We start from the raw sequence: 26,159 nt of genomic DNA, 5'->3' as shown, positions 1-26,159 counted from the left end.
GATCGACGAAACTCGCCCGCCAGGATGCGCAGTCGAGGCGCACAGGCCGCAATCCACCGGCGGTACGCATCGGGCAGAACGGCAGGTGGCGCGCCTCGCTGCGGAGCGCAGGCAACTTTCCGAAGCGGACGCGGGGCCGCCGCGGCATCGTCCGGTGCCGTGTTCAGGACCGATACAGCGAACTGACCAGGAAGAATAGACCGATGCGCGGCCGCGGTCGGTGCGTAACGGGTGTCGATCCACTCACCGTTGTCGGACCTCGGTGCGTCCACCGCGTGCATGGACGAGAAGCGGGTGCGCTCGGTGCGCAGCGTGGCGGTTCCGTTCGACGCACGATCGTGTGTGTTGCCGGCGTCGAGCCGTCCGTCTCGTCCCTATGGTCTGCAATCGGTCGCCGACCTGCAACTGAAAACCGTATCGGTTCCGTGACCGAAAATCCCGGTCGATCCGCCACCCCCGACTGGTGGACTACCGTATCGACGTGGCTTCGGCACCGCTTCCCCTCCGCGACGGGCTCGATCCCACGCGCCTGCGGTTGCCCAACTCGACCGACTGGGCAACGGTTCTCTCCTACCTGGTCGACAGGTTCCCGCACGACGCGAAGAGAATTCGAGAGAAGGTCTCCGCGCAGGAGGTGGTCGACGAGTCCGGAACCCCGATAACCGAGACCACACCGTTCGTTCGGCACACCTTCGTGTACCTGTACCGCGATCTGCCGCAGGAGACTCGGGTCCCTTTCGAGTTGCGCGTGCTGCACCGCGACGACGACCTACTCGTCGTCGACAAGCCGCACTTCCTCGCCACCACACCGCGGGGAGCCCACGTGGTCGAATCTGCCTTGGTGCGCTTACGGCGCGACCTGGGCTCGTCGCACATCTCCCCCGCGCACCGTCTGGACCGACTCACCGCCGGCGTCCTGGTCTTCACACTTCGCCCGGAGGTGCGCAGCGCGTATCAAACGCTTTTCGCAGAACGGCGCGTGACGAAGACCTACGAGGCGATCGCCCCGTACCGACAGGAACTGGACTTGCCCGTCACAGCGCGCAGCCGGATCGTGAAAGAACGAGGACGGTTGCAGGCCTACGAGACCGAAGGCGAGCCCAACAGCGAGACACGGGTGGAGATCGTCGAACGACGCGGTGACCATGCCCGCTATCGACTGACTCCCACCACGGGTAAGACACACCAACTGCGAGTCCACCTGAGTTCCCTCGGTATTCCGATAACGGGCGACAATTTCTACCCCGACTTCTACGACGTTCCGGTCGACGACTACTCGCACCCGCTCCTTCTACTGGCGCGGTCCCTCGAGTTCCAGGATCCGATCACCGGTCGCCCGAGAACCTTCACGAGCGAACGAGCCCTCTCCTGGCCGGTCTGATCCGAGCGCATCCCACGGCAGCACATTGTGGCCCTTTCGCTTTCCGTTCGGAATCGGGACAATGACGGCATGAGCCGGACGAGTCAGAGGACGGGCCGCCCGCAAGCCTTCCGAGAAGTCGAGCGCAAGTACGACACCACCGCGCAATGCCGTTTCCCGTCACTGTCCGGTCTGCCCGGAGTCACCGGAGAACCGGCAGTCGACTCGTTCTCACTCTCGGCGCTCTACTACGACACCGATGACCATCGCCTCCTCGATGCCTCGATCACCCTGCGCCGCAGAGAAGGCGGAGACGACGCGGGGTGGCACCTGAAGCTTCCGGCAGGCACCGACACTCGTACGGAGCTGCATCTACCGGAATCCGAGGGCCCGGAACAGATCCCGGCGGCACTCACCGAACTCCTCACCGCTGTCACCGGCAGAGCCGCACTCTCTCCCCTCGCGCTCATCAGCACGGACCGCGAGCGACACCGTCTTCACGACGCCGCAGGTCGAGTACTCGTGGAGGTGGTGGCAGATCTGGTCGTCGCTGCCGTCCCGGAGAGCGACCGGGACGACCACGTGTGGCGAGAGATCGAAGTCGAGCAGATTTCCGGCGACCGGGCGTTGATGGACGCAGTGGAGTCGAGGCTCCTCGCCGCCGGGATGACCCGATCGACATATCCGTCGAAGCTACGACGCGCGGTCGGTGAGTCATCCGACTCCGGCCCGACGACGACGCATCTGTCGAAAGATCCTCGAGCGGCCCTGTCCGTGTATCTCGCCACGCACACCCGAGCACTGCAATCGACGGACATCGCGCTGCGCCGGCATCTGCCCGATGCAGTACACGATCTGCGAGTTGCCGCGAGGCGCCTGCGCAGCGCGCTACAGGTCCACGGGGACACGATCGACGACGCCGACCTCGTCGCCACGACGATCGAGGATCTGCGTTGGGTCGGAACCCGACTCGGCGAAACCCGGGACGTCGAAGTCCAACGCGAACGGATCGCCGACCTGGCCGAGTCGACACGCGATGTTCCCGACCGCGCAGCGGTGGCCGATCTGGCGAAGCGATATTTCGACGAGCTGGCAAGCGAGGCTCGGCAGGCGGCTACCGAAACGATGTCCTCCGCTCGCTACCTCGACCTGTTCGACAAGCTCGCCGCGCTCGGACGCGTGGCTGCCGAAGTCCCCGGAACGGGACGCAAGGCGGCACGTGAGCACGCATTCGCGGCCCTGCATCATCTTGGGAAAAAGGTAGGGCATCGGCTCCGAGCGGCCTCGAAGGAAGACGACCCCGCGCGCCGGGGGGAGCTTCTGCACCACACCCGCAAGGGCGTGAAGCGACTGCGCTACGCCGTCGAGGTACTCGAACCCGTACGGACACGGCGCACGACCCGCGCGTTGCAGCGGTACAAGGAGTTGCAGGACCTACTCGGCGACCACCAGGACTCCATGGTCGCGCGCGGCCATCTGCTGGCGATGGCGGCGGAGACCGATCAGTCTGCGAGCACCGGATTCGGGCTGGGCTTGATGTACTCCTACGAAATCGCTGCCAGCGATGCCGGGAATCAAGACATCCTTCGCGCCTGGAAGAAAGCACGGAAGGCCACGCGAGAACTCACCGAATAGCGGAGAGTGGGACGAGAGCTCCGCAGTCGACCGAAAGGACCTGCCACCATGACAACGCCACCCGACCCGAACGTGGTCGTCGCAGGAGTCGATGGATCCGACACTTCCCTGGACGCAGCACGTTGGGCGGCGTCGATCGCGCATCGTATGAAGGCCACACTGCTGCTCGCCCATGCCCTGCCACAGAGTGGTGCACTGCTCAGTCCCGCCGCGGTGTTGATGCAATCGCAGTTCCTGAGCCAACTCCGCGAAGACGGCGAGGCGATCATCGACAGGGCGACCGCGCTCCTCCGGTCCGAGTTTCCCGACCTCGACATCGAATACAGCATCGGCCCGGAATCCGCAGGGACACACCTGCTCGAGGAGGGCGACGACGCACGCATGTTGGTCCTGGGCGCCACCGGCGCGGGCGCGGTGCGGTCGTTGTTCGTCGGCTCGACAGCTCTCCATGTCGCGAATCGGGCGACGTGCCCGGTGGCCGTCTGGCGCGGAGCCACCGAGTCCGCCCTGCCCGACGAGCGGCCGGTCGTGGTGGGCGTGGACGGTAGTTCCGTCAGTGACAACGCCGTCGTCCAGGCTTTCGAACTCGCGGATCTGACCGGCGCCCCGCTGATTGCCGTGCACGCGTGGCGCGGATCGTCTGCGCTCGGCGCGGGAGGTACCGGCATCCTGGTCGACTGGAAAGCAGTCGAGCAGGAGGAGTCGGCGTTGCTGTCCGAGGGATTGGCCGGCATGTCCGACCGGTTCCCGGACGTGTCGGTCTCACACGTGACCGAACAGGGCAGCGCTGCAGAGGTTCTGATACGGCAGGCCAAGGGGGCCCAGGCGATAGTCGTGGGCAGCCACGGCCGCGGTCCGATCGTCGGCGCACTGATGGGATCGACGAGTCAGAATCTGCTGCACCATGCACCCTGCCCGGTCATCATCTGCCGCCCGTGATCTACGCGAACTTACTTGTGAGTAATCCCACATAAGCGCAGCGCACAGCCTTTTCGTCTGTACTTTTCACGCGACTTCGTACATGGTGATCCGCACCACGACTAGCCACGGCTCGTCGTAGATTGCCGTGTCTCGGGGGTTCGATTCACGTCACTCGACTCGACCTGTTCACTTGAAACAAGGAGCGACGTTGTCTCGATCCAGATTCGAATCCATCGGCGCCTATCTGCCTTCGAAGGTGGTCACGACCGAGGAATTGATCGCCCGCCTGGCCACGCCGCCGACCTTCGACCTGGAGGCCATCACCGGCGTCACCGAGCGCCGAGTGCACGACACGAGTCCCGACAATTACGAGGACTCCTTCCTTCTCGCACTCAATTCGGTCCAGGATTGTCTTTCGCACTCCCGCTACGACGCGAGCGAACTCGACGTGGTCATCTCCACGTCGATCACCCGGTTCAAGGGTGGAATGAAGTGCTACTTCGAACCGTCGTTCGCCGCCATGATCGCCAAGAACATCGGCGCCAAGCACGCGATACATTTCGACATATCCAACGCCTGCGCCGGGATGCTCACCGGGACATACATTCTCGACCGCATGATTCGGTCCGGAGCAGTCCGCAACGGCATGGTCGTCAGCGGCGAAGCGATCACACCCATCGCCGACACCGCCGTCGAGGAGATCTCGGAGAAGTACGACCTGCAGTTCGCGTCCTTGTCGGTGGGCGACTCGGGGGCCGCGGTGATTCTCGACCGCGCGGAGGACGAGAACGACTGCATCGAGTACATCGATCTGCTCACGGCTTCGGAGTACGCCGATGCCTGCCTCGGAATGCCGAGTGACCGTACCCAGGGAATCGCGCTGTACACCGACAACCGTCGGATGCACAACGAGAACCGCTTCAAACTGTGGACGAACAGCCAGGGTCGATTCCTCGACTCGCACGGCCGCACGTTCGCGGACGAGGACTTCGACTACATCATTCATCACCAGTTCGGCGCATCCGCCGTCACCTACATGAACAATCTCGCCGAGCGTGAGTTCGGGACACCCATGCCCGAGGCCCTCAACGTCGTGGAGAAGTACGGAAACACTTCGAGCACCTCGCATTTCGTCGTGCTCCACGATCAGCTGAAGCAGAAGAACATTCCGGCGGGGTCGAAGATCCTGATGGTTCCCGCGGCCTCCGGAATCGTCACCGGGTACCTGTCCGCCACGATCTCGTCTCTGGAGGCCTGACATGGGCGTCGTCATCACATCCACCGGTGCCAGTAGCGACACGGACACCGCCAGCATCGTCACGCACGCCGCTCGCGCTGCGCAGTCCGCGATTGCTTCGGCGGGCATCACCACGTCGCAGGTCGGCGTGCTGATCAACACGTGTGTCTACCGGGACTCGAACACCATGGAGCCGGCGCTCGCCGCTCTGATCCAGAAAGAAGCCGAGATCGGACTGGAGTACGCGGCAGAAGATCCACTGTCCTTCTCGTTCGACCTCATGAACGGGGCGTGCGGCGTTCTCGACGCCGTACATGTCGCGTCCTCGCTGCTTTCGACGGGCAGCACCGCACACGTCATGATCGTGGCGGGCGACACCCATCCGTCGATGACGGGCGCCGATGCGCCCGCTGACTTCCCGTACGGCACCACCGGCGCAGCGCTGCTGCTCACCTTCACGGACACCGAGGACGGATTCGGCCGCGTACACACCGAACTCGGCGACGGCGATGTCGCGATCCGCGGATACGTCGACGGAGACGCGATCGGGTCGAATGGGCGGAACCTCGTGACGGTCGAGCGCGAGGACGGCTTCGATGTCCGCCTGCTCGAGATCGCCGCGTCGACGGCACGAACCGCGCTCGCCGAAACGAACGTCGATCCCGCTGCAACGCTTTTGATCGCATCGACGCCGACCGCCGACTTCCCGGACAAACTGGCTGCCGAACTCGGCATCGCGGTCGCCGAGACGGACCTCCTCGGCGAGTTCGATCGTGACCCCCACACCGCCACAACAACCCTGGCCTATCACGAGGCGAACGAGAAGGGGCTCCTGAGCGGGTACCGAAACATCCTGTTCGTCACAGCGGGTGCGGGACCGAGCGCTGCTGCCGTCGTCTACCGCATCCCCGAAGCGAACACATGAGTGCGCCGACCTACTGCGGCTCGATGGATCGATTCCGCCGATTCGCAGCACAGAATCCCGATCGAGCAGCAGTCACCCACGCCACGGCAAGCGACCCCGAAGACGTCCCCGTCTATTCGGACGTGACGTTCGCCGAGCTCGACCGCTGGTCCGACGCTCTCGCACAACAGCTCTCGGCGGACGGCGTCACCACAGGCACCCGTACGATCGTGCTCGTCACTCCTGGGCCCGAGCTCTACGCAATCCTCTTCGGGCTGTTCAAGCTCGGTGCGGTACCCGTCATCATCGACCCCGGCATGGGTCTGCGCCCGATGCTGCGGTGCCTGGCCGCCACCTCGCCTGGCGCCTTCATCGGCGTTCCGCAGGCGCACGCGGTTCGAGCCTTGTTCCGTCGGACCTTCCGCGGTGTGGGCACCAAAGTCACGGTGGGCCGTCGCTGGTTCTGGGGAGGGCACAAACTCTCGGCCTTGAGCCGAACTCCGGACGGAAGTCCACTACCGGATGTGACAGCCGACGACGGCGACCTCCTCATGATCGCCTTCACCACCGGGTCGACGGGGCCGGCGAAGGCCGTGGAGATGTCGCACGGGAACCTGGCCGCAATGATCGACCAGGTGGAAGCGCTCAGCGCCCGTCTCACACCCGAGGCCTCGCTGGTCACCTTGCCCATGTTCGGCGTGCTCGATCTGTTCCTCGGCTCGCGCGTGGTCCTGCCGCCGTTGATCCCGAGCAAGGTCGGCTCCACCGACCCCGCGCACGTGGTCGATGCCATCAATCGATTCGGCGTGCACACCATGTTCGGCTCCCCCGCCGTACTCGGGCCGCTTCTCACCTACGCCCGCGCAAACAACGTGGTGATGCCGTCCGTCCAGGCCGTCTTCTCGGGCGGAGCACCTGTTCCCGATCACGTGATCGGCGGTCTGCGTGAGGTGCTGTCGGACACCGCGGAAGTACACGCCGGGTACGGCTCCACCGAGGCGATTCCGATGTCCTCGATCGAATCCCGGGAACTCTTCGGTGGACTCACGGACAAGTCGCGCTCGGGATCCGGGACGTGCATCGGACGGCCGGCGCCGGGGGTCGACGCCCGGGTCATCACCATCACCGACGAACCCATCCCGACGTGGGCCGATGTCGAAGAGCTCGGCGCCGGGATCGACAATGTCGGCGAGATCGTGGTCACCGGACCGAACGTCAGCACCCGCTACTACTGGCCGGAAGAGGCGAACCGCACCGGCAAGATTCAGGACGGGGGCCGGGTCTGGCACCGTACCGGCGACCTCGGATGGATCGACGAAGACGGACGAATCTGGTTCTGCGGGCGTAAGAGTCAGCGACTGGAAACCGCCTCGGGCCCGATGTTCTCTGTGCAGGTCGAGCAGATCTTCAACGCTGTGGACGGCGTCGCTCGCACGGCCCTTGTCGGGATCGGGGAACGGGGTGCACAGCGACCTGTGCTCTGTATCGAAGTCCGGTCGGGCGCAGATCAGCCCGCTGTGGCGGCCGCTCTTCGGGAGCGAGCCTCGCAGTTCGCACTCACGGCACCCATCGAGACGTTTCTGTTTCACCCGTCGTTCCCCGTCGACATCCGCCACAACGCGAAGATCGGGCGTGAGAAGTTGGCCGCCTGGGCCGCGAAACGATCCGGGGACTCGCGGTGACGAACACGGTGGTACTTCGTAGCATCCCGATACTCGGATGGGCCTTCCTCCTGTACGGCGCCTTCCGCGCCGCGCGTCACCGTCCGCTGCGCAATCCGGTACTCCGGGCCCTGTGGTGGATCGACGCGTTTCTGAGTGTCGTCGTGCACACCGTGCAGATCCCGGCGGCCGTCCGTCAGGGTGATCGACTCGGCCATTCACGAATCCGCACTGCTCTGCTGACGTTGGTGTTCGGCCTCACCTGGTGGAAGACACAACCCGACCTACACGAGGAGACCCGATGAAGGTTCTGGTCACCGGCGCTTCCGGATTCCTGGGCGGAAGGCTTGCGCGCCGGCTTGCCGAAGACGACGCGAACGAGGTCTCGGCTCTCGTGCGGCGTAGCAGCAACTTGCAGGACCTGGGCGACCTGTCACGGCTGCACCTCGTCTATGGAGATCTCGCCGACAAGGACTCACTCGAGGCAGCCACGCAGGGCATCGACGTGGTGTTCCACAGTGCTGCGCGGGTCGAAGAACGCGGAGTACGTGCGCAGTTCGTCACCGAGAACGTCGAGGCCACCGAGCATTTGCTCACGTCCGCGCGAGCGAACGGCGTCGGCCGATTCGTGTTCGTGTCGAGTCCGAGCGCGCTGATGGAATACGACGGCGGCGACCAGATCGACATCGACGAGTCCGTGCCGTATCCGAAGCGCTATCTGAACCTGTATTCGGAAACGAAGGCGATGGCAGAACGGATGGTGCTGCGGGCCGATGCGCCAGGGTTCGTGACCTGCGCGTTGCGACCTCGCGCCATCTGGGGTCCCGGCGACCGTTCGGGACCGATCGTCACGCTCCTCGGTCGCGCCCACAGCGGCGCTCTTCCGAATCTCTCCGGCGGGCGCCCGGTACTGGCGTCGTTGTGCCATGTCGACAACATCGTCGATGCCGCCGTCAAAGCTGCGCAATCCGAAAACGTGGGCGGCAAAGCCTATTTCATCGCTGACGACGAGGTGACCGACGTCTGGCCGTTCATGGCGGAGACGGCCCGAGAATTCGGGATCGAGCCACCCACACGAACACCGAATCCGCGAGTGGTCTCCGCCGCGGTGACGGTCATCGAGGCGCTCTGGAAGATTCCGTTCCTGGCGAAGCGCCGCTCACCTCCGCTCTCCCGCTATGTTCTCGCCCTTCTCACTCGTTCCTCCACCTTCGACACCAGCGCGGCAAGACGGGATTTCGGATACGAACCCGTCGTCGAACGCAGCGCGGGGCTCGCCGAATTCAAGACCTGGGTGCAGGCCCAGGGCGGAGTGGCCGAGCTGACCCGAGATTTGAAGTAGCTCCGCGACGGCAGTGCAACAATCCCTTCCCCCGAGGTAACCATGACGACATCCACCACATCCGGATTCCGCAGACCGATCTCTCCGACCGAGCGTCTGTACCTGTCGGGTCGGCAATTGGCGGCTCCGTTCGCGATCCAGTTGATCGTCGAAGGTGCCGGCTGCGTCGGGCTCGAGGCACTCACCGCGGCCCTCACGCGGGCTTCTGCTGCCTGTCCCGGCGCGCGGCTCGTCCGCTCCGGCAACAACTGGATCGACACCGGGCGCGTCCCACACATCGAGGTGACCAACGGCGCCGATCTCGATCTGGACGACCTCGATTCGAACGACCTCTTCGGTCGTCCGCTCGGAGCGCGAGCCGACGCCACCACCGAGGTGGTTCTGGTCCGCGGCAAGCGTGGCGCCGTGGTGTTTCGCGCATTCCACGGCGTGATGGATGCCAAGGGTCTGACCATGTGGGCCTCCGACGTCTTCCGCGCCCTGCGCGGTGAAGAGCCGGTGGGCGCACCCGACCCGACCACGGATCACGATCTCGTCGAGCGTCTCGGGCGACCGGGCAAACCCACGCGACTCATGCCGACCTTCCCCTCCCCGATCGGCGGCGGAGCGCCGATCCGGGGCGAGGCGAAGTTCGGGTGGCGGCACCGCACCGTGCAGGCGATCCCGGGAGCGGCCGTTGCCAGAATCGGAGCGGTCCTCGCGGACGCAGCCGGAGCCCCGGTACGACTGATGGTGCCAGTGGACCTGCGCCGCCACGACCCGGAGGTCCGTTCTACCGCGAACCTCGCTCTGCCACTCTTTCCGACGGTGCGCCCCGGGCAGGACTGGTCCCAGGTCAACGCCCAGATCCTGATGGGACTCGTGGAGAAGCGTGAACTGAACGAGATGGACAACGGCGGACTCGGGAAATTCCCACCGGCAGTCACCCGGGGAGTGCTGCGCGGCGTCCATTCGCTCGGCGCCCGGCGTGATCTGAACCTCGTGTCGGCCATCGTCTCGCACGCCGGCACGATCGATCTCGACGACTTCGCCGCTCCTGGATTCACTCCGGAGAACGTCCGCGCCCTTCCGGTCCACACCGGAATGGTTCCGCTGTCGTTCGTCGTCCTGGAGGCCGGTGGCCGAACAGAGGTCACCGTGTCCTGCCGGACAGGGCTCGGCATCGAGTCGCGACTCGATGGACTCCTCGATCAGGTCGTTGCGGCCCTCGAGACCGAGTCGACCGAACCCGAGCTTTCGCGCGAGGCGATCGATCGGGGCGACGGCACAGCCGTCGGCCTCTTCGCCGCGAGGCTCGCCGAGGACCCGGATGCTCTCGCCGTGAGTTCTCCCGAGGGCAACTTCACGTATGCCGAACTCGACTCACGCGCCGCGGGCGTGGCCGCGCAGCTGACCGCACGGGGCATCGGCGGCGGCTCGATCGTGGCCGTGATCGCCGGCCGCACGTTCGCAGGTATCGCCGGTCAGCTCGGAGTGATGCGTGTCGGTGCCGCCTTCCTACCTCTCGATCCGAAACACCCGCGTGCACGTCTTCGAGAGACGTTGCAGGACTCCGGCGCTGCGCTCGCGTTGGTCGAGACCGCCTACGCTGACGTGCCCAACATCCTCTCCCTCGACCTCGACGACATCGCCCCCGCTGCGCCCAGCGGCGAGTACGAAGTAGCGCCGTCCGACGCCGCATTCGTCACCTACACATCGGGTTCGACCGGACGTCCCAAGGGCGTCGTCGTCACCCACGCCGGCGTGGTGAACTACGTCGTCTCCGCGGCCGACTGGTTCGGCCTCGGCCCCGAGACCCGGTTCGCGCACTATCACACGCCTGCCGCCGACATGGCGTGCGCGGCGTTCCTGAGTCCGCTGCTCAGCGGCGGCACGATCGTCCTCGTTCCCGGTGACGTCTCGCATGTGTCACTGCGCGAGATGCTGTGCGATTCGGGTGCCAACACGTTCCTGCTCACCCCGAGTCTCCTCGAAGTGATCGTGCGACTCGACATCGACGTGCCCGCGCCCCGGACCGTGATCATCGGCGGCGAACTGCTCGTTCCCGACCTGGCCGCACGCGCGCGCAGCTTCTTCGGCCCCACGACGAGACTGCTCAACAGCTACGGGCCCACCGAGGTCAGCATCGTCTGCACCACCCATGTCATCGGCGAAGAAGTGGACAGCGAAGCGATGTCGGTACCGATCGGCCACCCGGCCATCGGCACCCCCGTGAGAATTCACGACCAGTCCGGGCAACCCGTCGCCGATGGTCAGGTCGGCGAGCTTCTCTTCGGCGGGCCTCAGGTTGCTCGGGGCTACCTGAACCGACCGGACTTGACCGCAGAACGCTTCGTGGCGCCTGCCGTCGGAGAACGGTTCTATCGAACCGGTGATCTGGCGCGTCGACTCCCCGACGGTGAGCTCGAATTCGTCGGTCGCGTCGACCACCAGGTGAAGATTCGCGGCAACCGAGTCGAGCCAGGTGAGGTACGGGCAGCCATCGAGGAGTTGGCCGGTGTGGAGCACGCTGCGGTCGCCGCCGTGCGTCGGCCCGAGGGCGGAAACGTTCTCGCGGCGTACGTCGTCGCCGACGGCCCCCTCGGCGAACGACCCGAAGAGACGGTTCGCGGCCATCTCGCGGCCCGTCTACCCGCCTACATGATTCCGGCGACGCTGTCGTTCGTCGACGTCCTTCCGCTCACGTCGAACGGCAAACTCGACGTCTCGTCGCTCGAAGATGCTCACACCGCAGAGCCCTCCCCTGCGCCTGCACGAGAAGCGAACTCGCCGACGTTCGAGGCCGTTGCGCAGATCTGGTCGAAGGCACTGCCCGTCGACGCGTCCTCGCTCGAGCCGGCGTCGGACTTCTTCGCGCTCGGTGGCGACTCGCTCGCCTCCGTGGAGATGCTGGCTCGAGTGTCCCGCGAGATCGTCGGCCGCGAAGGTGAGGCACGATTCGTGGCCCAGCTGGAAGGGTTGATTCACCATATGACGTTGGCACGAGTTCACGATGCTGCCGTGAGTGCGCAAACCGGTGCACGCGAATGATATTCGTCGGCAGCGGTTCTCTGCTGTGGCGTGCCGTACGGGTGGCGCTGCAACGCGAGCACACCGTCGATCTGGTCTGCGTTCCCGCCGGTGAGCAGATTCCGGGCGGCCCCCACCCCTTTCGGGTACTTGCCTCCGACGACGTCAACGGCGAGTACGACACGATCCGCGCGGCCTGCACCGACAACGTCGTGTGGTCCGTCAACAATTCGACGATCCTGAAGCCGCCACTCGTCGATTCCGACCTCCGGATCTACAACATTCACAACGGGCTGCTCCCGGCGTTTCGTGGACGGCCGGAGATCGCGATCATCTACGCGCTTCTCGCAGGCGAAACATTCTATGGCGCAACCCTGCACGAGGTCGACGCCGGTATCGACACGGGGCGAGTAGTGGACGTGGAGCGTTTCGAGGTCGACCCCGCCGACCGATTCCAGGAAGTGATGATGTCCGGAATCAAGTCGTGCCACACCCTGTTCGAGCGCAACCTCGATGCTGTCGTCGCGGGGAATCTGCAGTTGCCGACGAGGACGGAAGGTGCCTCCGGGTACTACGGACTCGATCGCGTCCGGACCCTCGAAACACACCGCGAGAATCCGAACTTCGAGCGTGCGACCGCTCTCGGGGTGTTCTCTCCCGTCTATCCGGAGATCGCCGGCCTGGCCGAGCCCGCCGCGACGGACGAGCAGCAGGTGCGATCGTGACGACGTGGGGCCGTTTCGTTCTCCGACACCGGCTGGCCGTTCTGTTGACTGCCGTCGTGATCGTGCTGCTGTCCGGCGCCTTCGGCGCCACCGTCATGGACCGACTCAGCGCGGGTGGGTACGCCGACCCCGGCAGCGAAGCTGTGGCCACCGAGAAGCTGATCGAGGAGCACTACGGGCGACAGACGCCGGACGTGGTCGCGCTCTATACGGCGCCCGAAGGCAAAACCCTCGAAGATATCGGTCCCGACGTCCAGAATCGGCTCGATGGCCTCGATTCCGACCTGCTGGCCGAACCGGTGGTCAGTTACTGGAACTCGCCGACAGCCAAGAGTCAGCTCGCCACCGCGGACGGAAGGCAAGCTCTGGCACTCGTGTACCTCGACGGTGACGAGAATCAGCGTCTGCGCGGATTCGAGAAGGTCGGCGAAGACTTGAAGGTCGCCGGTGTCGACACCGAACTGACCGGGTTCAGTGCTCTGGCCGACGACATCAATTCGCAGTCGGAGAAGGATCTGATCTTCGCCGAATCGCTGTCACTTCCCATCACCCTCATCGTGCTTGTCCTGGTGTTCGGTGGCATCGTTGCCGCTTCGCTGCCGGTCGCCGTGGGCGTGCTGGCAGTGCTCGGCTCGCTGGCTTCACTGCGGGTGATCTCGGAGTGGTTCGAGGTCAACGTGTTCGCGGTCAATGTGGCATCACTCCTGGCGCTGGGCCTCGCGATCGACTACGGGCTCTTCGTCGTCAGCCGGTTCCGCGAGGAGATCACCGGCGGGCGGACCGCTGAGGACGCGCTGATTCGCACGATGGCCACTGCAGGCCGCACCATCGGTTTCTCCGCGCTGCTGCTGGTGTGTGCGTTCGCCGGCACTCTGGTGTTCCCCCAGCCCATGCTGAAGTCGCTCGGCTTCGGTGCGATGTCGGCGGTCGCGATGGCCGCCCTCATGTCGTTGACCGTGCTACCTGCTGCCCTCGCCCTCCTGGGTACTCGTATCGGCAAGTGGACCTGGCGGGCCGATGCATTCGAGCGCGGAGAGGCGCGGGCACGACGCTTCTGGGGCGCGACGACCGCAGCGGTACTGCGCCGACCCGGGATGGTCGCGGTCGTGATCGGAGCACTTCTCCTGCTGCTTGCGGCGCCGTTGACGGCCATCAAGCTCGGGGACATCGACCACACCGCCCTGCCTGCGGACAGCAAGGCTCGCGCAACTGCGGAGCGTCTGGCCGACGAGTTTCCCGCCGCGAACAGTGGTGTCCTGGTGGTCGTGAAGGACGCCGCCGGCGGAGCTCCCGGCAATGCAGCGGTGAACGATGCTGTGCGCGAGCTGAAAGCAGTCGAGGACGTCACCGGCGTCGCTCCGCTCGGCGCGGCAACGGACGAGTTCGTCGGGCTGCGAGTTCAGATGTCCGCCCCGGATCGGTCACAGGACGCGATGCGGGTGGTCGACGACATCCGCGCCATCGACCACCCCGGGACCGAGTGGCAACTGGGCGGCACCACCGCGTCGACCTCCGACGGAGTCGACACGATCGTCCGGTCGATGCCACTGATGCTCGCCGTGATGGCCGCCGCCACCTTGATTCTCATGTTCGTGGCGTTCGGATCTCTCGTGCTGCCGATCAAGGCCGTCGTCATGGCGTTTCTCAGCCTCGCCGCCACCTTCGGCGTGCTGACCCTGATCTTCCACAACGGTTTCCTGGCACAGCAGCTCGGGATCACGCCCGGGCCCTTGGCAGCCGGGATGGTCGTGCTGGTGATCTCGGTCGTGTTCGGGCTCTCGACCGACTACGAGGTGTTCCTGCTCTCGCGAATGGTCGAAGCCAGAGCCGAGGGGGCCGATACCGCGGAAGCCGTCATGACCGGCGCCACCCGCACCGGTCGGGTCGTCACGGCCGCAGCGACATTGCTGATCCTGGTGACCGGGGCCTTCACGCTGTCGGAGCTGACCCCCATGCGATTCATCGGGATCGGGATGATCACAGCACTTCTGATCGATGCCACGCTGGTGCGGATGTTGCTCGTGCCGGCGCTGGTGAAGCTCATGGGCCCTGCCAATTGGTGGCCGCGAACGCCGGGCAAGAACACCAAGCAGTTGTTAGGTTAGGGCTGACCCGACACGCTTGGAGTTGTGATGTCACACGCCGCGGCGCCCGATACCCACCACGCAGCCCTCGTCACCGGCGGAACGGGCGGCATCGGGTCGGCGATCGCACGACAACTGGCACACCTCGGATACGACGTCGCGATCACCTATCGCACCAATGCCGACGTCGCCGCGGACCTGGTCGGCGAACTCGAACTTCTCGGGGTACGTGCCACTTCGTTCTCCACCGACCTCGTGGACGAGGCGCGCGTTCGAAACGTGGTGCGACAGACGATCGAACAGTTCAGCGCCCTGACCACACTCGTACACGCGGCGGGCCCGCACGTACCTATGAAGCATCTGTCTCGCATCAGCCCGGCGGACTACGCACGGCACCTCGAACAGGAGGCGGTGGCGTTCTTCACGGTCGTCCAGGCATCGCTGGCGGCGCTGCGCGAGGCCTCAGGATCCGTTGTCGCGGTGACGACTGCCGCCACCGACCGTTTCCCGGTGCGTGACGGTCTGTCACCCGGCACCAAGGGCGCGATAGACCAACTGGTCCGGGGATTCGCCGCAGAAGAGGGCCGATTCGGGGTGCGATTCAACGCCGTGGGGCCGGGAATGCTCACCGACGGCATGGCGCAACGGCTCATCTCGTCAGCTGAGCTCGATCAGCGCGCACTCGACGCGGCCATGAGCAACATTCCGCTCGGCCGATTCGGAACGGCAGCGGATGTCGCCGAGGCCGTGTGCTTCCTTGCCGGTGAACGAGCTGCCTTCGTCACCGGTCAGAAGTTGAACGTCGACGGTGGTTTCACGGTGTGACATGAGCGAATCGGAACGCGACGAGCCCGCAGCGCCACCGAAGCGCCGCTACCTTCGGTGGGTGCTCGGCGGCGTGCTCGTCGTGGTCCTCACAGTCGAGGTCGTTCTGATCTGGCCGGATCTGTCGCAGAGTGTCCGCAGCCTCGGCGACATCCGATGGCTGTGGGTTGCGGCCGCAGTCCTCGCCACGCTGGCCTCGATGTCGAGCTTCGCTCGGGTGCAGCGCTGTCTCCTCGGTGTGGCAGGCGTCCATGTCCGCCAGCGGCAATCACTCTCGGTCGCCTACGCCGCCAACTCGATGAGTGTCACGCTCCCCGGCGGGCCCGTTCTGGCGACCACGTTCACCTATCGGCAGACCCGCATCTGGGGCGCGAGCCCGGTGGTTGCCACGTGGCAACTCGTGATGGCGGGCGCCCTCCAAGGGATCGGACTGGCGCTCGTGGGCCTCGCAGGGGCGCTCATGGTCGGAGCGCGCACCAACCCCTTCTCCCTGGTGTTCACCGTCGGTGGACTCTTCGTGTTCCTCGTCCTGGCGCAATATTCCGCATCCAGACCGGACTGGTTGGAGGGCATCGGGATCACGGCGCTTCATGTGGTCAATCGTGTCCGCAAGAAGCCCGGGCTCACCGGTGTCCGCCGTTGGAAACACATCGTCGCGCAGATCGGTGCGGTCCGGATGGACCGGAGGGACACGGGCCGCGCCTTCGGCTGGTCCCTGCTCAACTGGATCGCCGACGCATCGTGTCTCGCATTCGCCTGCTACGCGATCGGTGGCCACCCGGGCTTTGCCGGGCTCGCCGTGGCCTACGCGGCTGGTAACGCGGCCGGTTCGGCTATTCCGCTGCTGCCTGCAGGTCTGGGCGTGATGGACGCCGTCCTGGTTCCCGCGCTCACCGCCAGCGGCCTGACAGGTGCTCAAGCCCTCTCCGCCGTGGTCGTGTACCGGTTGGTGAGCTTCATCTTCGTCGCGATCATCGGCTGGATCGTGTTCGCCTTTCGGTTCCGCGGGTCCACCGACGCCGAGGAAGGCCCGGACATGGAACAGCTGTGGGGAAAGCGCTGACGCTAAGCTGTCCGGCAGGAACGACTGGTTACTTTTCGAACAAGGGGTGTTCTACACACGATGGCCGCCGAACGCACGACACCGCGGAGCAGCGCCCTCGCCGTCCTCCGCGACACCAGCGGCGGACGCCGGGCAACACAGCGCGAGCGGTACCAACGGATCATCGACGCGTCGATGGAGTTGGCGTCGGAGGGTGGTTACGAGGCCGTCCAGATGCGGACGGTCGCCGAGCGTGCGGAGGTCGCCCTCGGCACGGTGTACCGCTACTTCCCGTCCAAGAACCACATCCTCGTCGTCGCGATGCTGGTCGTGTTCGACGACATGCAGCACCGGTTCGCACACGCCACCATTCCGGGCGACACGCCTTCCGAACGCATCATGTTCGTGCTTCGCAAGAACACGGCAGTTCTCGAACGTGATCCGAAACGGTACGAGGCATTGGTGCGAGCCTTCATGTTCGCCGACGCCTCCGCGGCAGCCGAACTCGATGCCTTCGTGGACGTGATCAACGCCATGTTCGCGAAAGCGATCGGCGTGGAGAACGCCTCCGAGGATCAGCTCAACGCCGCCCACGTGGTGGGCGATGTGTGGATGTCGAGTCTGGTGTCGTGGGTGGCCGGCCGACAGAGCACCGAAGACGTCATCAGCCATCTCGGTCTGACTGTGAGCTTGGTCTTCCGCAACCTCGGCGGGTGACACGACTCGGTGGGCCGAACAGAAAAAGTTCCGCCCCGAGCGATTTCGATCGCTCGGGGCGGAACTTTTGAAAGATTGTGGCCAGGGCCGGGATCGAACCGGCGACCTTCCGCTTTTCAGGCGGACGCTCGTACCAACTGAGCTACCTGGCCGGACGGCACCCGAACCGAATGCCTATCGAAGCGCTTCGGACCGACATCATTGCCGATCCGATGCTACTTGCGACCCTGACGGGACTCGAACCCGCGACCTCCGCCGTGACAGGGCGGCGCGCTAACCAACTGCGCCACAGGGCCTTGCTTGTTCTGCAAGACTATCTGTTACTCCTAGTTACAGATACCTCTGCAACCATACTGCACGTTTGATGTCGGTCAAACGTACCCCCTACGGGATTCGAACCCGCGCTACCGCCTTGAAAGGGCGGCGTCCTAGGCCGCTAGACGAAGGGGGCCCGTCGGATTTCTCCGAACCAGTACCTCAACGGCGTTCCGTTGGGAGCTTGGATAGCTTAGGACACGGATCGTGAAAATCCCAAATCCGCTGTTCGCGCTACGTTTCTTCCGATTCGCGGGGTGGATTCGGCACAACCTCGGGCCACCCCTCCGCTTCCAACTTCGCCAGCCACTCGGGTGCAGCCATCGCATCCAGCACCACGCCCAAAGCCTCGAGGAACCGCTCCTCGAGACCACCGTCGAGGGCGGTCAGATCGGTCATGTAGCGCTGGCCCGCCAGCGCCGCCGCCAAGACTCGGGTGAATCGCCCCGGGTCCGCGCCTTCCCTCAGCAACCCCGAGTCGGCCGCGCGCAACGCCAAGTCGTACGCGGTCCGGCCCCACACCTGAGACCCTCCCGACTGCACCTCGGAATAGAACTCCGGCTCGATGATGAGACGGAACTCGGCCTGAGCGATCACGCTCTCGTCGAACATCCGCGCCAGGTCGCGCAGCAGCGCATGGAGAACCGCAAAAGGGTCCAGGTCCACGCGGTCGGACCATCGAGCCGTCAGCTCCGTGAACTGATCGACGCCGGCCTGCAACACCGCACGGGCCAGCTCTTCCTTGGATTGGAAGTGGAAGTACATCGCACCCTTCGTGGTGTGCGAGCCTTCCAGGATCGTGTTGACGGATGCCGCCGAATAACCACGGCGCGCGAACTCCAGCGCCGCAGACTCGACGAGCGCAGCACGTGTGCGCCGCGCACGCTCCTGTTGACGTGCCATTCGAGTTGAACACCTCTCCGAAAAGTTACCGCTCCTGTGCCCCGACAGGCCGAGAGTGGACCTCGACACAACCTTAGCGGGACGACCGCGCTGCAATGGCGCTGTGCGACGTATCACCCCAGCTACCGGACGGTAACCAAAACACACCGAGTGGTATAGTTCGGGTGCTCGGGTGCGCTGCAGGGGGTGCGCACCCGAGCGAACTCGTATCCGGGGCGGCAACGGCGGTCGGGGTCGTGTGTCGCAGCGGCCATCGCCACCATTAGACTTCGGCACCGCTAGACTCTGGCACCGCGCCCCTATAGCTCAGTTGGTAGAGCTACGGACTTTTAATCCGCAGGTCGCAGGTTCGAGCCCTGCTGGGGGCACCGTAAAGGCGGTTGATCTCGTACGAGATCAACCGCCTTTCTCGTGTAATACGACCGGTCACTCACTTCCATACACCGGAACTACCACGACGGTGGCTGCTCAGCAGATGTGTGTCGACGATCCCCACGGCTTCCATCAGGGCGAACATCGTCGTGGGACCGACGAATGCGAACCCCTTCTTGCGGAGGGCTTTCGACAACGCCACCGACTCCGCCGATGTCGTCGGTACCTCCGACATCAGTTTCGGTTCCGGAGTCCGCTGCGGCCGAAAAGACCACACGAAGTCCACGAGACCGCCTTCGTCGCGCATACGGACCGTCGCGGCCGCGTTGGCAATCGTCGCCCGAATCTTCATGCCGTTCCGCACTATTGCGGCGTCCGTCATCAGCCGATCGACATCCTCGTCCGTGTACTGCGCCACCACATCGGGCTCGAAATCCGCGAAAGCTGCACGGAAGGCAGGCCGCTTGCGCAGGATGGTCGCCCACGACAGGCCGGCTTGGAATCCCTCGAGACAGATGCGCTCGTACAGCCCCTGTTCGTCGGAGACCGGCATTCCCCACTCGGTGTCGTAGTACTCCCGCAACAGCGGGTCGACGGCAGCCCATGCGGGTCTTGCCAGCCCGTCGTCACCGACGACGAGGTCCGACATTCGTCGTCTCCTTCTCGAATCCGGTGACGCGCATGGTGATGTTGATCCTTCCGGTCGCGAGCCCGCACTCTTCCGGTGCCGTGTCCGACAGTACTTTCGGAACCCCGTGGTAGGCGAGACGCGACGGGCCGCCGAACACGAAAACGTCGCCGGACATCAACTCGATGTCCTCGTACGGCCGATTCCGGTTCTCCGTGTTGCCGAATCGGAACCGGCACGTGTCACCTATGGACACGGATACCACCGGAGCAAGCGAGCGCTCGTCGCGGTCCTGATGCATCCCCATCCGTGCGTCTGCGTCGTAGTAGTTGATCAGCGCGGTATCCGGTTCGTACTCGTCCGGGCCAGGTAGGTATTCACTGGCTGCGGCAGCGAGGGCACTGCGCCCCAGCCGCACCATCCACGCCGGGAAGTCGAGCACCCGTCGACCGTTCACGTCGAGCGCCGTCCGCGAATACTCGTACGGCCGCCAATGCCAGCCGAGGCACACCGTTCGCACGGACATCTCGTGTCCACGCACCTTCGCGGAATGCAAAGGGACCGGGCCCTGACGCCACTCGTGAAATCGATCGACGAGCCACCGTTGCCGGTACGAATCCACGTGCCCGGGCAGGTGCACAGCGCCCGGTGCCAGCTCTCTCCGCGGTCTCGGGATCGACTCGCCCGTGAAGAGAGCGCTCACGCCGCGCGTTCCAACGCGAGAAGGGTGGCCTTCGCCTCCTGCCCACCGGCGTAGCCGCCGAGACTGCCGTCGGCCCGGAGCACCCGGTGGCACGGCACCACGACAGGCAACGGGTTCGTGGCGCAGGCAGTTCCGACTGCGCGCACCGCCTTCGGATTGCCCACCTCGCGTGCGACCTCCGAATAGCTCTCGGTGCTGCCGAATCCGATGTTGGGCAGATGCTCTTGCACGAGTCGCCTGAACCCGGTCGACAACGAGAAGTCCAGGGGCATATCGAACTCTGTTCGATTTCCCGCGAAGTACTGGTCGATCTCGCGGGCTGCCGCGTCGAGACGGGCGGGCGCCCAGAGGATTCGCGAACCTATCCTCTCCGACAACACTTCCAGTATGTGGTCGTGGCCTTCTCTAGCGAAGGCGACCCGGACGAGTCCTCGCTGCGTCGAGGCCAACAACAACGGGCCCACCGGAGTGTCGATGGTGGTGTAGCCGACATCGAGGAGACCGGCCGCCGACGCCTCGGCAGCGAGCGTGCGTCGCAATTGCGCGAGAACGTCCGGTGATGTGCTGGTCTTCTCGATCAGCCGACTCGCGAGGATCTGTTCGGCGTCGTCGTTCATATGTTCACTCCTTCCGGCAACGGATCGGCCAATGTGATGCGTAGCGACGCGATGCCGTCGGCAGCTGCTCTGCGCGCGGCGGCCGCCGTGCCCCCGACGACGTCCGCTATCTCTCGGTACGGCATTCCGCCGAAGTAGTGGTAGGCCACGGCCAGTCGCTGTTTGTTCGGCAGGCCGGCCACAGCACTCCACACCTCGTGGGCGTCGTCTGCATCGACGCCCCGAACCGCCGGATCCCGGTCCGGGACACTCTCGACGGGTACCGCCCGACGGTTCGCACTGCGGACGACATCGATCGCCTTGCGGTGCGCGATCGTCACGAGCCACGCCTCCACATTCGCGTCGTCTGCGAGTTCGGGGTAAGCGCGAAGGGCGGCCAGGAAGGTCTCCGACCAGGCGTCCTCTGCGTCCGCCACACCACCGAGCACCGCGCGGCACACACGCAGAACCGTGGATCCGTGCTTCTCGACGATCACGTCGAACGGTGGTTTCGTCTTCATCACCCTGTAGACGCTCGTCCCGGGAGGAATGTGAGGTACTACTTTTCGGGGTGCACGGCCGCCTCCTGCTCGGCCAGCTCCCCCTTCATCTTCGCTACCTCAGCGCTGCGGCGGCTGTACTTGAACCCGACCGCCGCGACCACGAAGAACAACAGCACCCCGATGACGACACCGGTCAACGTCGCGCCTCTGAATCCGGGTGCATCGACGTCGAGGATTCTTTCACCGGCGTGTGCTGCGTTGTTGCCGCCCATGACGACGCTCAGGGTCAGCAGATTCGGGATCATCACGATCACACCGAGAACGACCAGTCCGATCTGGACGGGCTTGAACCGGCGGCGCCGGAAGGTCATCCAGGCACCTTGGAACAGTAGGAGCGGCACGAACGAGCACAGGACGCCGAGCACGAGTCCCCAGAGAATGCCCTTCCCGAAGCTTCCGCCTGCAAGCGAACCGATGTTCTGGGCCCAGGCTCGCGGCAGATAGGCGGCGAGAATGAAATAGGCGATGACCAGCACGACCACGAGAATCGTGATGCCGATTGCCTTCTTCGCCCACGATGGCATTCCGGTCTTCCCGGTCGCGGAACCAGCAGTGTTCCCGGTGGTCATGACTCGTCTCCGTCCGTCGGCGATTGCGCAGTGCCCACGTGCAGGACGCCTCGGTCCGGCCACGCGGCCGACTCCATTGTTCTTCGGAATCGACGCCTTCGTGCGCATTCTCGGCCAACTCGGAGTTTCGCTACTCGGCTCCCCGCCGGAACATACGCACGGAGAGAAACAGTGCAACCGTCATCAGCACTCCGACGAAACCGACCGTCGCCGGCCAGGCTCCGATTCCGTACGCGACGCCCGCGGCGGCTCCGGCGAAGGACGAACCCAGGTAGTACGCGAGCAGGTAGAGGGACGACGCTTCGGCGCGGTGGTCGGTCGCGACCTTGCCCACCCAACCGCTGGCCACCGAATGCGCCGCGAAGAACCCGCCGGTGAACAGCGCCATTCCCACGAGCACCGTCGGCAACCAGTCGGGCAGGGTCAAGGCGAGTCCGAGGATAGTGATCAGGACCGAACCGAGAAGAACCGCGCGGCGGCCGACCCTGTCGGCGAACGCGCCCGCCGCTGCCGACGAGTACGTGCCCGCCAGATAGAGCAGGAAGATCAGACCGGCAAGGCTCTCGGGGAGGTCGAAGGGATCGTCGATCAGGCGGAATCCCATGAAGTTGTAGACCGAGACGAACCCGCCCATCAGGATGAAGCCGAGGGCGAACAGCGAACGCAGTCGGGGCTCGCGGAGATGCTGCGCCAGATTTCCTGCCACCACCCGCGGGTGGACGCGCTGCGGCTCGAAGAACTGAGACGTCGGCAGTGTGCGCACCATCGCCACGGCGAAAAGCAAGGCGACCACCGCCGCGACTTCCATCGCCCATCGCCACGTGCTGACGTCGAGAACCGCCGAAGGCACGATGCGGCCGACGAGCCCACCGATCGTCGTTCCCGCCACGTACCGGCCCATCGCCGCGCCCAGATCTTCGCGGCGCACTTCCTCGGCGAGGTATGCCATGGCGACTGCCGGGACTCCGGCGAGCGCCAAACCCTGGATCGCCCGGCCGACGAGCAGGACTCCGATATCGGTGCTCAGCGGCAGCAGTACGCCGATGATGCAGGCGACGAGCGCCGAGATCACCATTACTCGCGTGCGTCCGTAACGTTCGGAGAGCACGCTCGCCGGAACGATCGCAAGGGCGAGAAGTCCGGTGGTGACCGAGACCGTCAGGGCCGAGGTCGCGGGTGAGACGTTCAAGTCTTCGGAGAGGGCGGGCAGAAGTGCCTGCGCGGAGTACATCGAGATGAAGGTCGCGAGGCCCGCAGCGAACAGCGCAAGGGTGATCGTCCGGTATCCCCTGCTGCCACGAGCATGCGGAGTCGGACGCACATCCGACAATCCGGAGCGTTCCGACTGAACTCTCACGATCCCATCGGCCATTTCTTTCCTCCGCTAACAACCGTCCCACGTCGGCGGACGAATCCGAAGGACTCGGATACTGCGACGAATCGCCGCAGCCGTCGAAACATGGCGGTTGCGCAGGACTTTCGTGCCCAGCCGATCGACAGGACTTGTGACCGAGATCATCTTCGAGCGAAGGTGGGGTGCTGCATCACTGCGAACGAACGGCTCACGGGTACAATTTGTAACGGTCCGTCGCACCGCGACGAAAGACACCGGAGGCCCATCTACGCGCCGGTAGCCCGAGGGCTCCGGGATGCTCGCCGCAGGCGATTATCATCGAACCTACGGTACCGTAGGCAGGCCGAAGTCGAATTCGCTCTACTTGGAGGCAACACATGGCGAGGGATCTGACCCAACTCGAGCTGCTGCAGGAACTGCAGCCGGTTGCCGAGGAGAACGTCAACCGCCACCTGAAGATGGCCAAGGAATGGCACCCCCACGACTACGTGCCGTGGGACGACGGCCGGAACTTCGCAGCCATGGGCGGCGTCGACTGGGATCCCGAGCAGTCTCAGCTGGGCGAGGTCGCCAAGGCTGCCATGATCACCAACCTCCTCACGGAGGACAACCTCCCCTCGTACCACCGTGAGATCGCCGAGAACTTCTCGCGTGACGGCGCTTGGGGCACCTGGGTCGGTCGTTGGACCGCCGAAGAGAACCGTCACGGCATCGTCATGCGCGACTACCTGGTCGTCACCCGCGCGGTCGATCCCGTCCAGCTCGAGCAGTTCCGTATGGAACACATGACCAACGGCTTCGCCTCCCCCGCCGGCGCCGAGACCGGGCTCCTGCATTCGGTCGCCTACGTGACCTTCCAGGAACTTGCCACCCGTGTGAGCCACCGCAACACCGGCAAGGCCTGCGCGGAACCGATCGCCGACAAGATGCTGCAGCGCATCGCCGCGGACGAGAACCTGCACATGATGTTCTACCGCAACCTGTGCGGAGCTGCGATCGACCTGGCGCCGGACCAGACCATCGAGGCCGTGACCGATATCGTCACCAACTTCCAGATGCCGGGCGCCGGAATGCCGAACTTCCGCCGCAACGGTGTGCTCATGGCCAAGCACGGCATCTACGACCTGCGTCAGCACCTCGAAGAGGTCGTCCAGCCGGTGCTCCGCAAGTGGCGCATCTTCGAGCGTGACGACTTCACCGCTCGTGGCGAGAACACCCGCGAGAAGCTGGCCGCATTCCTCGACGACCTCGAGCGCCAGGCCACCAAGTTCGAGGAGCAGCGCGACCGCATGCTGGCCCGCGAGGCCAAGAAGCGCGAGCAGCTGGCGTCCTGACGGACGGCAGGCATCCTGCCGAAACAGCTATCCTGTGCCCGGTGCCGAATTCGGTGCCGGGCACAGTTGCGTTTCCGATAGTCACCAGAGTGCTGGTCGCGAAACCCCCGATGTCGTTCCCGAGATCGTTTGTTCAGAGGTAGTCATGTCACCCCTTCGTATCGGCTCGCTCGAGCTGCAGAGCCCCGTGGTCCTCGCGCCGATGGCCGGCATCACCAACGTCGCCTTCCGCACGTTGTGCCGTGAGCTGGAGATCGAACGTGCAGGCAGCACGTCCGGCCTGTACGTGTGCGAGATGGTGACGGCTCGGGCACTGGTCGAGCGGCAGCCCGCGACGCTGCACATGACGACGTTCGGACCGACCGAGACGCCCCGTTCACTGCAGCTGTACACCGTCGATCCGGACACGACGTATGCCGCGGCGAAGATGATCGTCGACGAGAACATGGCCGACCACATCGACATGAACTTCGGCTGCCCGGTCCCGAAGGTCACCCGCAAGGGCGGGGGCGCTGCCCTGCCTTACAAGCGCAACCTTTTCGGCCGGATCGTCGCCGCGGCCGTGGCGGCCACGGAGGGCACCGACATCCCGGTCACCGTCAAGTTCCGGGTGGGGATCGACGCCGAGCACCACACCCATCTCGATGCCGGGCGCATCGCTGCCGCAGAAGGCGCCGCCGCTGTCGCGCTGCACGCACGTACCGCCGCACAGCGGTATTCGGGTACCGCGGACTGGAACGAGATCGCGCGTCTGAAGGAACACGTCACGGACGTGCCGGTCCTCGGTAACGGTGACATCTTCGCCGCCGAGGACGCGGCTCGCATGATGAAGGAGACGGGCTGCGACGGCGTCGTCGTCGGTCGTGGTTGTCTCGGGCGTCCGTGGTTGTTCGCCGAGCTCAGTGCTGCCCTGAACGGCACGGAACAGCCGGTTCCGCCCACCTTGGGTGAAGTGGCGGCCATCATCCGCAGGCACGCCGAGCTCCTGGCTGCGCACCACGGCGAGGACAAAGGCTTGCGCGAACTCCGCAAGCACGTGTCCTGGTACCTGCGCGGATTCCCCGCAGGTTCGGAGATTCGGGTCGCAATGGCTCTCGTGGGAAAACTCACCGAATTGGACGATCTCCTTGCCCAACTCGACCCGACCGTGCCCTTCCCGAAGGATGCGGAAGGACCCCGCGGCCGACAGGGATCGCCGGGAACCGTCGCCCTGCCCGAGGGCTGGCTCGACGACCCCGAAGACGTCCTCGTCCCGGCCGGCGCAGATCTGATGCACTCCGGCGGCTGACCTGGAAAGACCCGACGCGCCCCCGATCAGGTGCGGAACACTCAGGTTCCATCAGTACTATGACTGAAATCC

Annotated in this window: 23 protein-coding genes and 4 tRNA genes; 17 read left to right on the top strand and 10 right to left on the bottom strand. The window is 65.2% G+C overall.

Annotation, left to right across the window (positions count from 1 at the left end; all coding sequences use genetic code 11):
• Nucleotides 1-481: 481 nt before the first annotated feature.
• The 14 genes from ACZI8R_RS12480 (at nt 482) to ACZI8R_RS12415 (ending at nt 17,462) form a co-directional block, all read left to right on the top strand.
• Complete coding sequence (locus ACZI8R_RS12480) at nt 482-1,381, top strand: pseudouridine synthase (RefSeq protein WP_463379932.1); 900 nt, start codon at nt 482-484, stop codon at nt 1,379-1,381.
• A 69-nt stretch (nt 1,382-1,450) separates the two neighbouring features.
• The gene (locus tag ACZI8R_RS12475; RefSeq protein WP_463379931.1) at nt 1,451-2,995 is read left to right on the top strand and encodes a CYTH and CHAD domain-containing protein; all 1,545 of its coding nucleotides are present in this window, start codon (nt 1,451-1,453) and stop codon (nt 2,993-2,995) included.
• A gap of 48 nt (nt 2,996-3,043) precedes the next feature.
• Nucleotides 3,044-3,934, top strand: a complete 891-nt coding sequence (locus ACZI8R_RS12470; RefSeq protein ID WP_463379930.1) for a universal stress protein — start codon at nt 3,044-3,046, stop codon at nt 3,932-3,934.
• A 190-nt stretch (nt 3,935-4,124) separates the two neighbouring features.
• A complete protein-coding gene (locus tag ACZI8R_RS12465) occupies nt 4,125-5,174 on the top strand; it encodes a 3-oxoacyl-ACP synthase III family protein (RefSeq protein ID WP_463379929.1) in 1,050 nt (349 codons plus the stop codon).
• Between the two features lies 1 nt (nt 5,175).
• Nucleotides 5,176-6,078, top strand: coding sequence for a beta-ketoacyl-[acyl-carrier-protein] synthase family protein (locus tag ACZI8R_RS12460; RefSeq protein ID WP_463379928.1), 903 nt, complete (start codon nt 5,176-5,178; stop codon nt 6,076-6,078).
• Entirely contained in the window at nt 6,075-7,739 is a 1,665-nt protein-coding gene (locus tag ACZI8R_RS12455) for a fatty acid CoA ligase family protein (RefSeq protein WP_463379927.1), read from the top strand. The genes ACZI8R_RS12460 and ACZI8R_RS12455 overlap by 4 nt, the downstream gene beginning before the upstream one ends.
• Nucleotides 7,736-8,023 (top strand): hypothetical protein, encoded by a 288-nt coding sequence (locus ACZI8R_RS12450; RefSeq protein ID WP_463379926.1) that lies wholly within the window; start codon nt 7,736-7,738, stop codon nt 8,021-8,023. The genes ACZI8R_RS12455 and ACZI8R_RS12450 overlap by 4 nt, the downstream gene beginning before the upstream one ends.
• On the top strand, nt 8,020-9,060 hold the full coding sequence (locus ACZI8R_RS12445) for an NAD-dependent epimerase/dehydratase family protein (protein WP_463379925.1): 1,041 nt from the start codon (nt 8,020-8,022) through the stop codon (nt 9,058-9,060). The genes ACZI8R_RS12450 and ACZI8R_RS12445 overlap by 4 nt, the downstream gene beginning before the upstream one ends.
• Nucleotides 9,061-9,102: 42 nt before the next feature.
• Complete coding sequence (locus tag ACZI8R_RS12440) at nt 9,103-12,090, top strand: non-ribosomal peptide synthetase (RefSeq protein ID WP_463379924.1); 2,988 nt, start codon at nt 9,103-9,105, stop codon at nt 12,088-12,090.
• Nucleotides 12,087-12,794, top strand: a complete 708-nt coding sequence (locus tag ACZI8R_RS12435; protein ID WP_463379923.1) for a formyltransferase family protein — start codon at nt 12,087-12,089, stop codon at nt 12,792-12,794. The genes ACZI8R_RS12440 and ACZI8R_RS12435 overlap by 4 nt, the downstream gene beginning before the upstream one ends.
• Nucleotides 12,791-14,899 (top strand): MMPL family transporter, encoded by a 2,109-nt coding sequence (locus ACZI8R_RS12430; RefSeq protein ID WP_463379922.1) that lies wholly within the window; start codon nt 12,791-12,793, stop codon nt 14,897-14,899. The genes ACZI8R_RS12435 and ACZI8R_RS12430 overlap by 4 nt, the downstream gene beginning before the upstream one ends.
• Before the next feature lie 27 nt (nt 14,900-14,926).
• Complete coding sequence (locus tag ACZI8R_RS12425; protein WP_463379921.1) at nt 14,927-15,703, top strand: SDR family NAD(P)-dependent oxidoreductase; 777 nt, start codon at nt 14,927-14,929, stop codon at nt 15,701-15,703.
• Between the two features lies 1 nt (nt 15,704).
• Nucleotides 15,705-16,766: a lysylphosphatidylglycerol synthase transmembrane domain-containing protein gene (locus tag ACZI8R_RS12420; protein WP_463379920.1), complete on the top strand. Its 1,062-nt coding sequence runs from the start codon at nt 15,705-15,707 to the stop codon at nt 16,764-16,766.
• Between the two features lie 60 nt (nt 16,767-16,826).
• Nucleotides 16,827-17,462, top strand: coding sequence for a TetR family transcriptional regulator (locus ACZI8R_RS12415; protein ID WP_463379919.1), 636 nt, complete (start codon nt 16,827-16,829; stop codon nt 17,460-17,462).
• Between the two features lie 78 nt (nt 17,463-17,540).
• On the opposite strand, the gene ACZI8R_RS12410 is transcribed toward ACZI8R_RS12415, so the two are convergent.
• The 4 genes from ACZI8R_RS12410 to ACZI8R_RS12395 form a co-directional block, all read right to left on the bottom strand.
• A tRNA-Phe gene (locus tag ACZI8R_RS12410) sits at nt 17,541-17,614 on the bottom strand.
• Between the two features lie 70 nt (nt 17,615-17,684).
• Nucleotides 17,685-17,758 (bottom strand) — tRNA-Asp (locus ACZI8R_RS12405).
• An 82-nt stretch (nt 17,759-17,840) separates the two neighbouring features.
• Nucleotides 17,841-17,913 (bottom strand) — tRNA-Glu (locus tag ACZI8R_RS12400).
• A 98-nt stretch (nt 17,914-18,011) separates the two neighbouring features.
• Entirely contained in the window at nt 18,012-18,680 is a 669-nt protein-coding gene (locus ACZI8R_RS12395) for a TetR family transcriptional regulator (RefSeq protein ID WP_463379918.1), read from the bottom strand.
• A gap of 295 nt (nt 18,681-18,975) precedes the next feature.
• Between ACZI8R_RS12395 and ACZI8R_RS12390 the strand changes: the two genes are divergently transcribed.
• A tRNA-Lys gene (locus tag ACZI8R_RS12390) sits at nt 18,976-19,048 on the top strand.
• Between the two features lie 62 nt (nt 19,049-19,110).
• Here the strand turns inward: ACZI8R_RS12390 and ACZI8R_RS12385 are convergent.
• The 6 genes from ACZI8R_RS12385 to ACZI8R_RS12360 all read right to left on the bottom strand — a co-directional run bounded on the left by ACZI8R_RS12385 (nt 19,111) and on the right by ACZI8R_RS12360 (nt 23,483).
• A complete protein-coding gene (locus ACZI8R_RS12385) occupies nt 19,111-19,701 on the bottom strand; it encodes a DNA-3-methyladenine glycosylase I (RefSeq protein WP_463379917.1) in 591 nt (196 codons plus the stop codon).
• A complete protein-coding gene (locus ACZI8R_RS12380) occupies nt 19,679-20,383 on the bottom strand; it encodes an alpha-ketoglutarate-dependent dioxygenase AlkB family protein (RefSeq protein ID WP_463379916.1) in 705 nt (234 codons plus the stop codon). Before ACZI8R_RS12380 ends, ACZI8R_RS12385 begins: the two co-directional genes overlap by 23 nt.
• Entirely contained in the window at nt 20,380-21,000 is a 621-nt protein-coding gene (locus ACZI8R_RS12375; protein ID WP_463379915.1) for a methylated-DNA--[protein]-cysteine S-methyltransferase, read from the bottom strand. The genes ACZI8R_RS12380 and ACZI8R_RS12375 overlap by 4 nt, the downstream gene beginning before the upstream one ends.
• Nucleotides 20,997-21,500, bottom strand: a complete 504-nt coding sequence (locus ACZI8R_RS12370) for an RNA polymerase sigma factor (RefSeq protein ID WP_463379914.1) — start codon at nt 21,498-21,500, stop codon at nt 20,997-20,999. The genes ACZI8R_RS12375 and ACZI8R_RS12370 overlap by 4 nt, the downstream gene beginning before the upstream one ends.
• 38 nt (nt 21,501-21,538) lie before the next feature.
• A complete protein-coding gene (locus ACZI8R_RS12365; RefSeq protein WP_463379913.1) occupies nt 21,539-22,111 on the bottom strand; it encodes a hypothetical protein in 573 nt (190 codons plus the stop codon).
• Nucleotides 22,112-22,241: 130 nt separating this feature from the next.
• Nucleotides 22,242-23,483 (bottom strand): MFS transporter, encoded by a 1,242-nt coding sequence (locus ACZI8R_RS12360; protein ID WP_463379912.1) that lies wholly within the window; start codon nt 23,481-23,483, stop codon nt 22,242-22,244.
• 359 nt (nt 23,484-23,842) lie between these two features.
• On the opposite strand from ACZI8R_RS12360, the gene ACZI8R_RS12355 reads away from it, so the two are divergent.
• Nucleotides 23,843-24,799, top strand: coding sequence for an acyl-ACP desaturase (locus tag ACZI8R_RS12355; protein ID WP_463379911.1), 957 nt, complete (start codon nt 23,843-23,845; stop codon nt 24,797-24,799).
• 145 nt (nt 24,800-24,944) lie between these two features.
• Entirely contained in the window at nt 24,945-26,087 is a 1,143-nt protein-coding gene (gene dusB / locus ACZI8R_RS12350; protein WP_463379910.1) for a tRNA dihydrouridine synthase DusB, read from the top strand.
• The last annotated feature ends 72 nt before the right edge of the window (nt 26,088-26,159 follow it).

The organism is Rhodococcus huquni (assembly GCF_055231055.1).
Note: the sequence above shows the minus strand (reverse complement) of the source record. Positions and strands in the feature narration are given on the sequence as shown.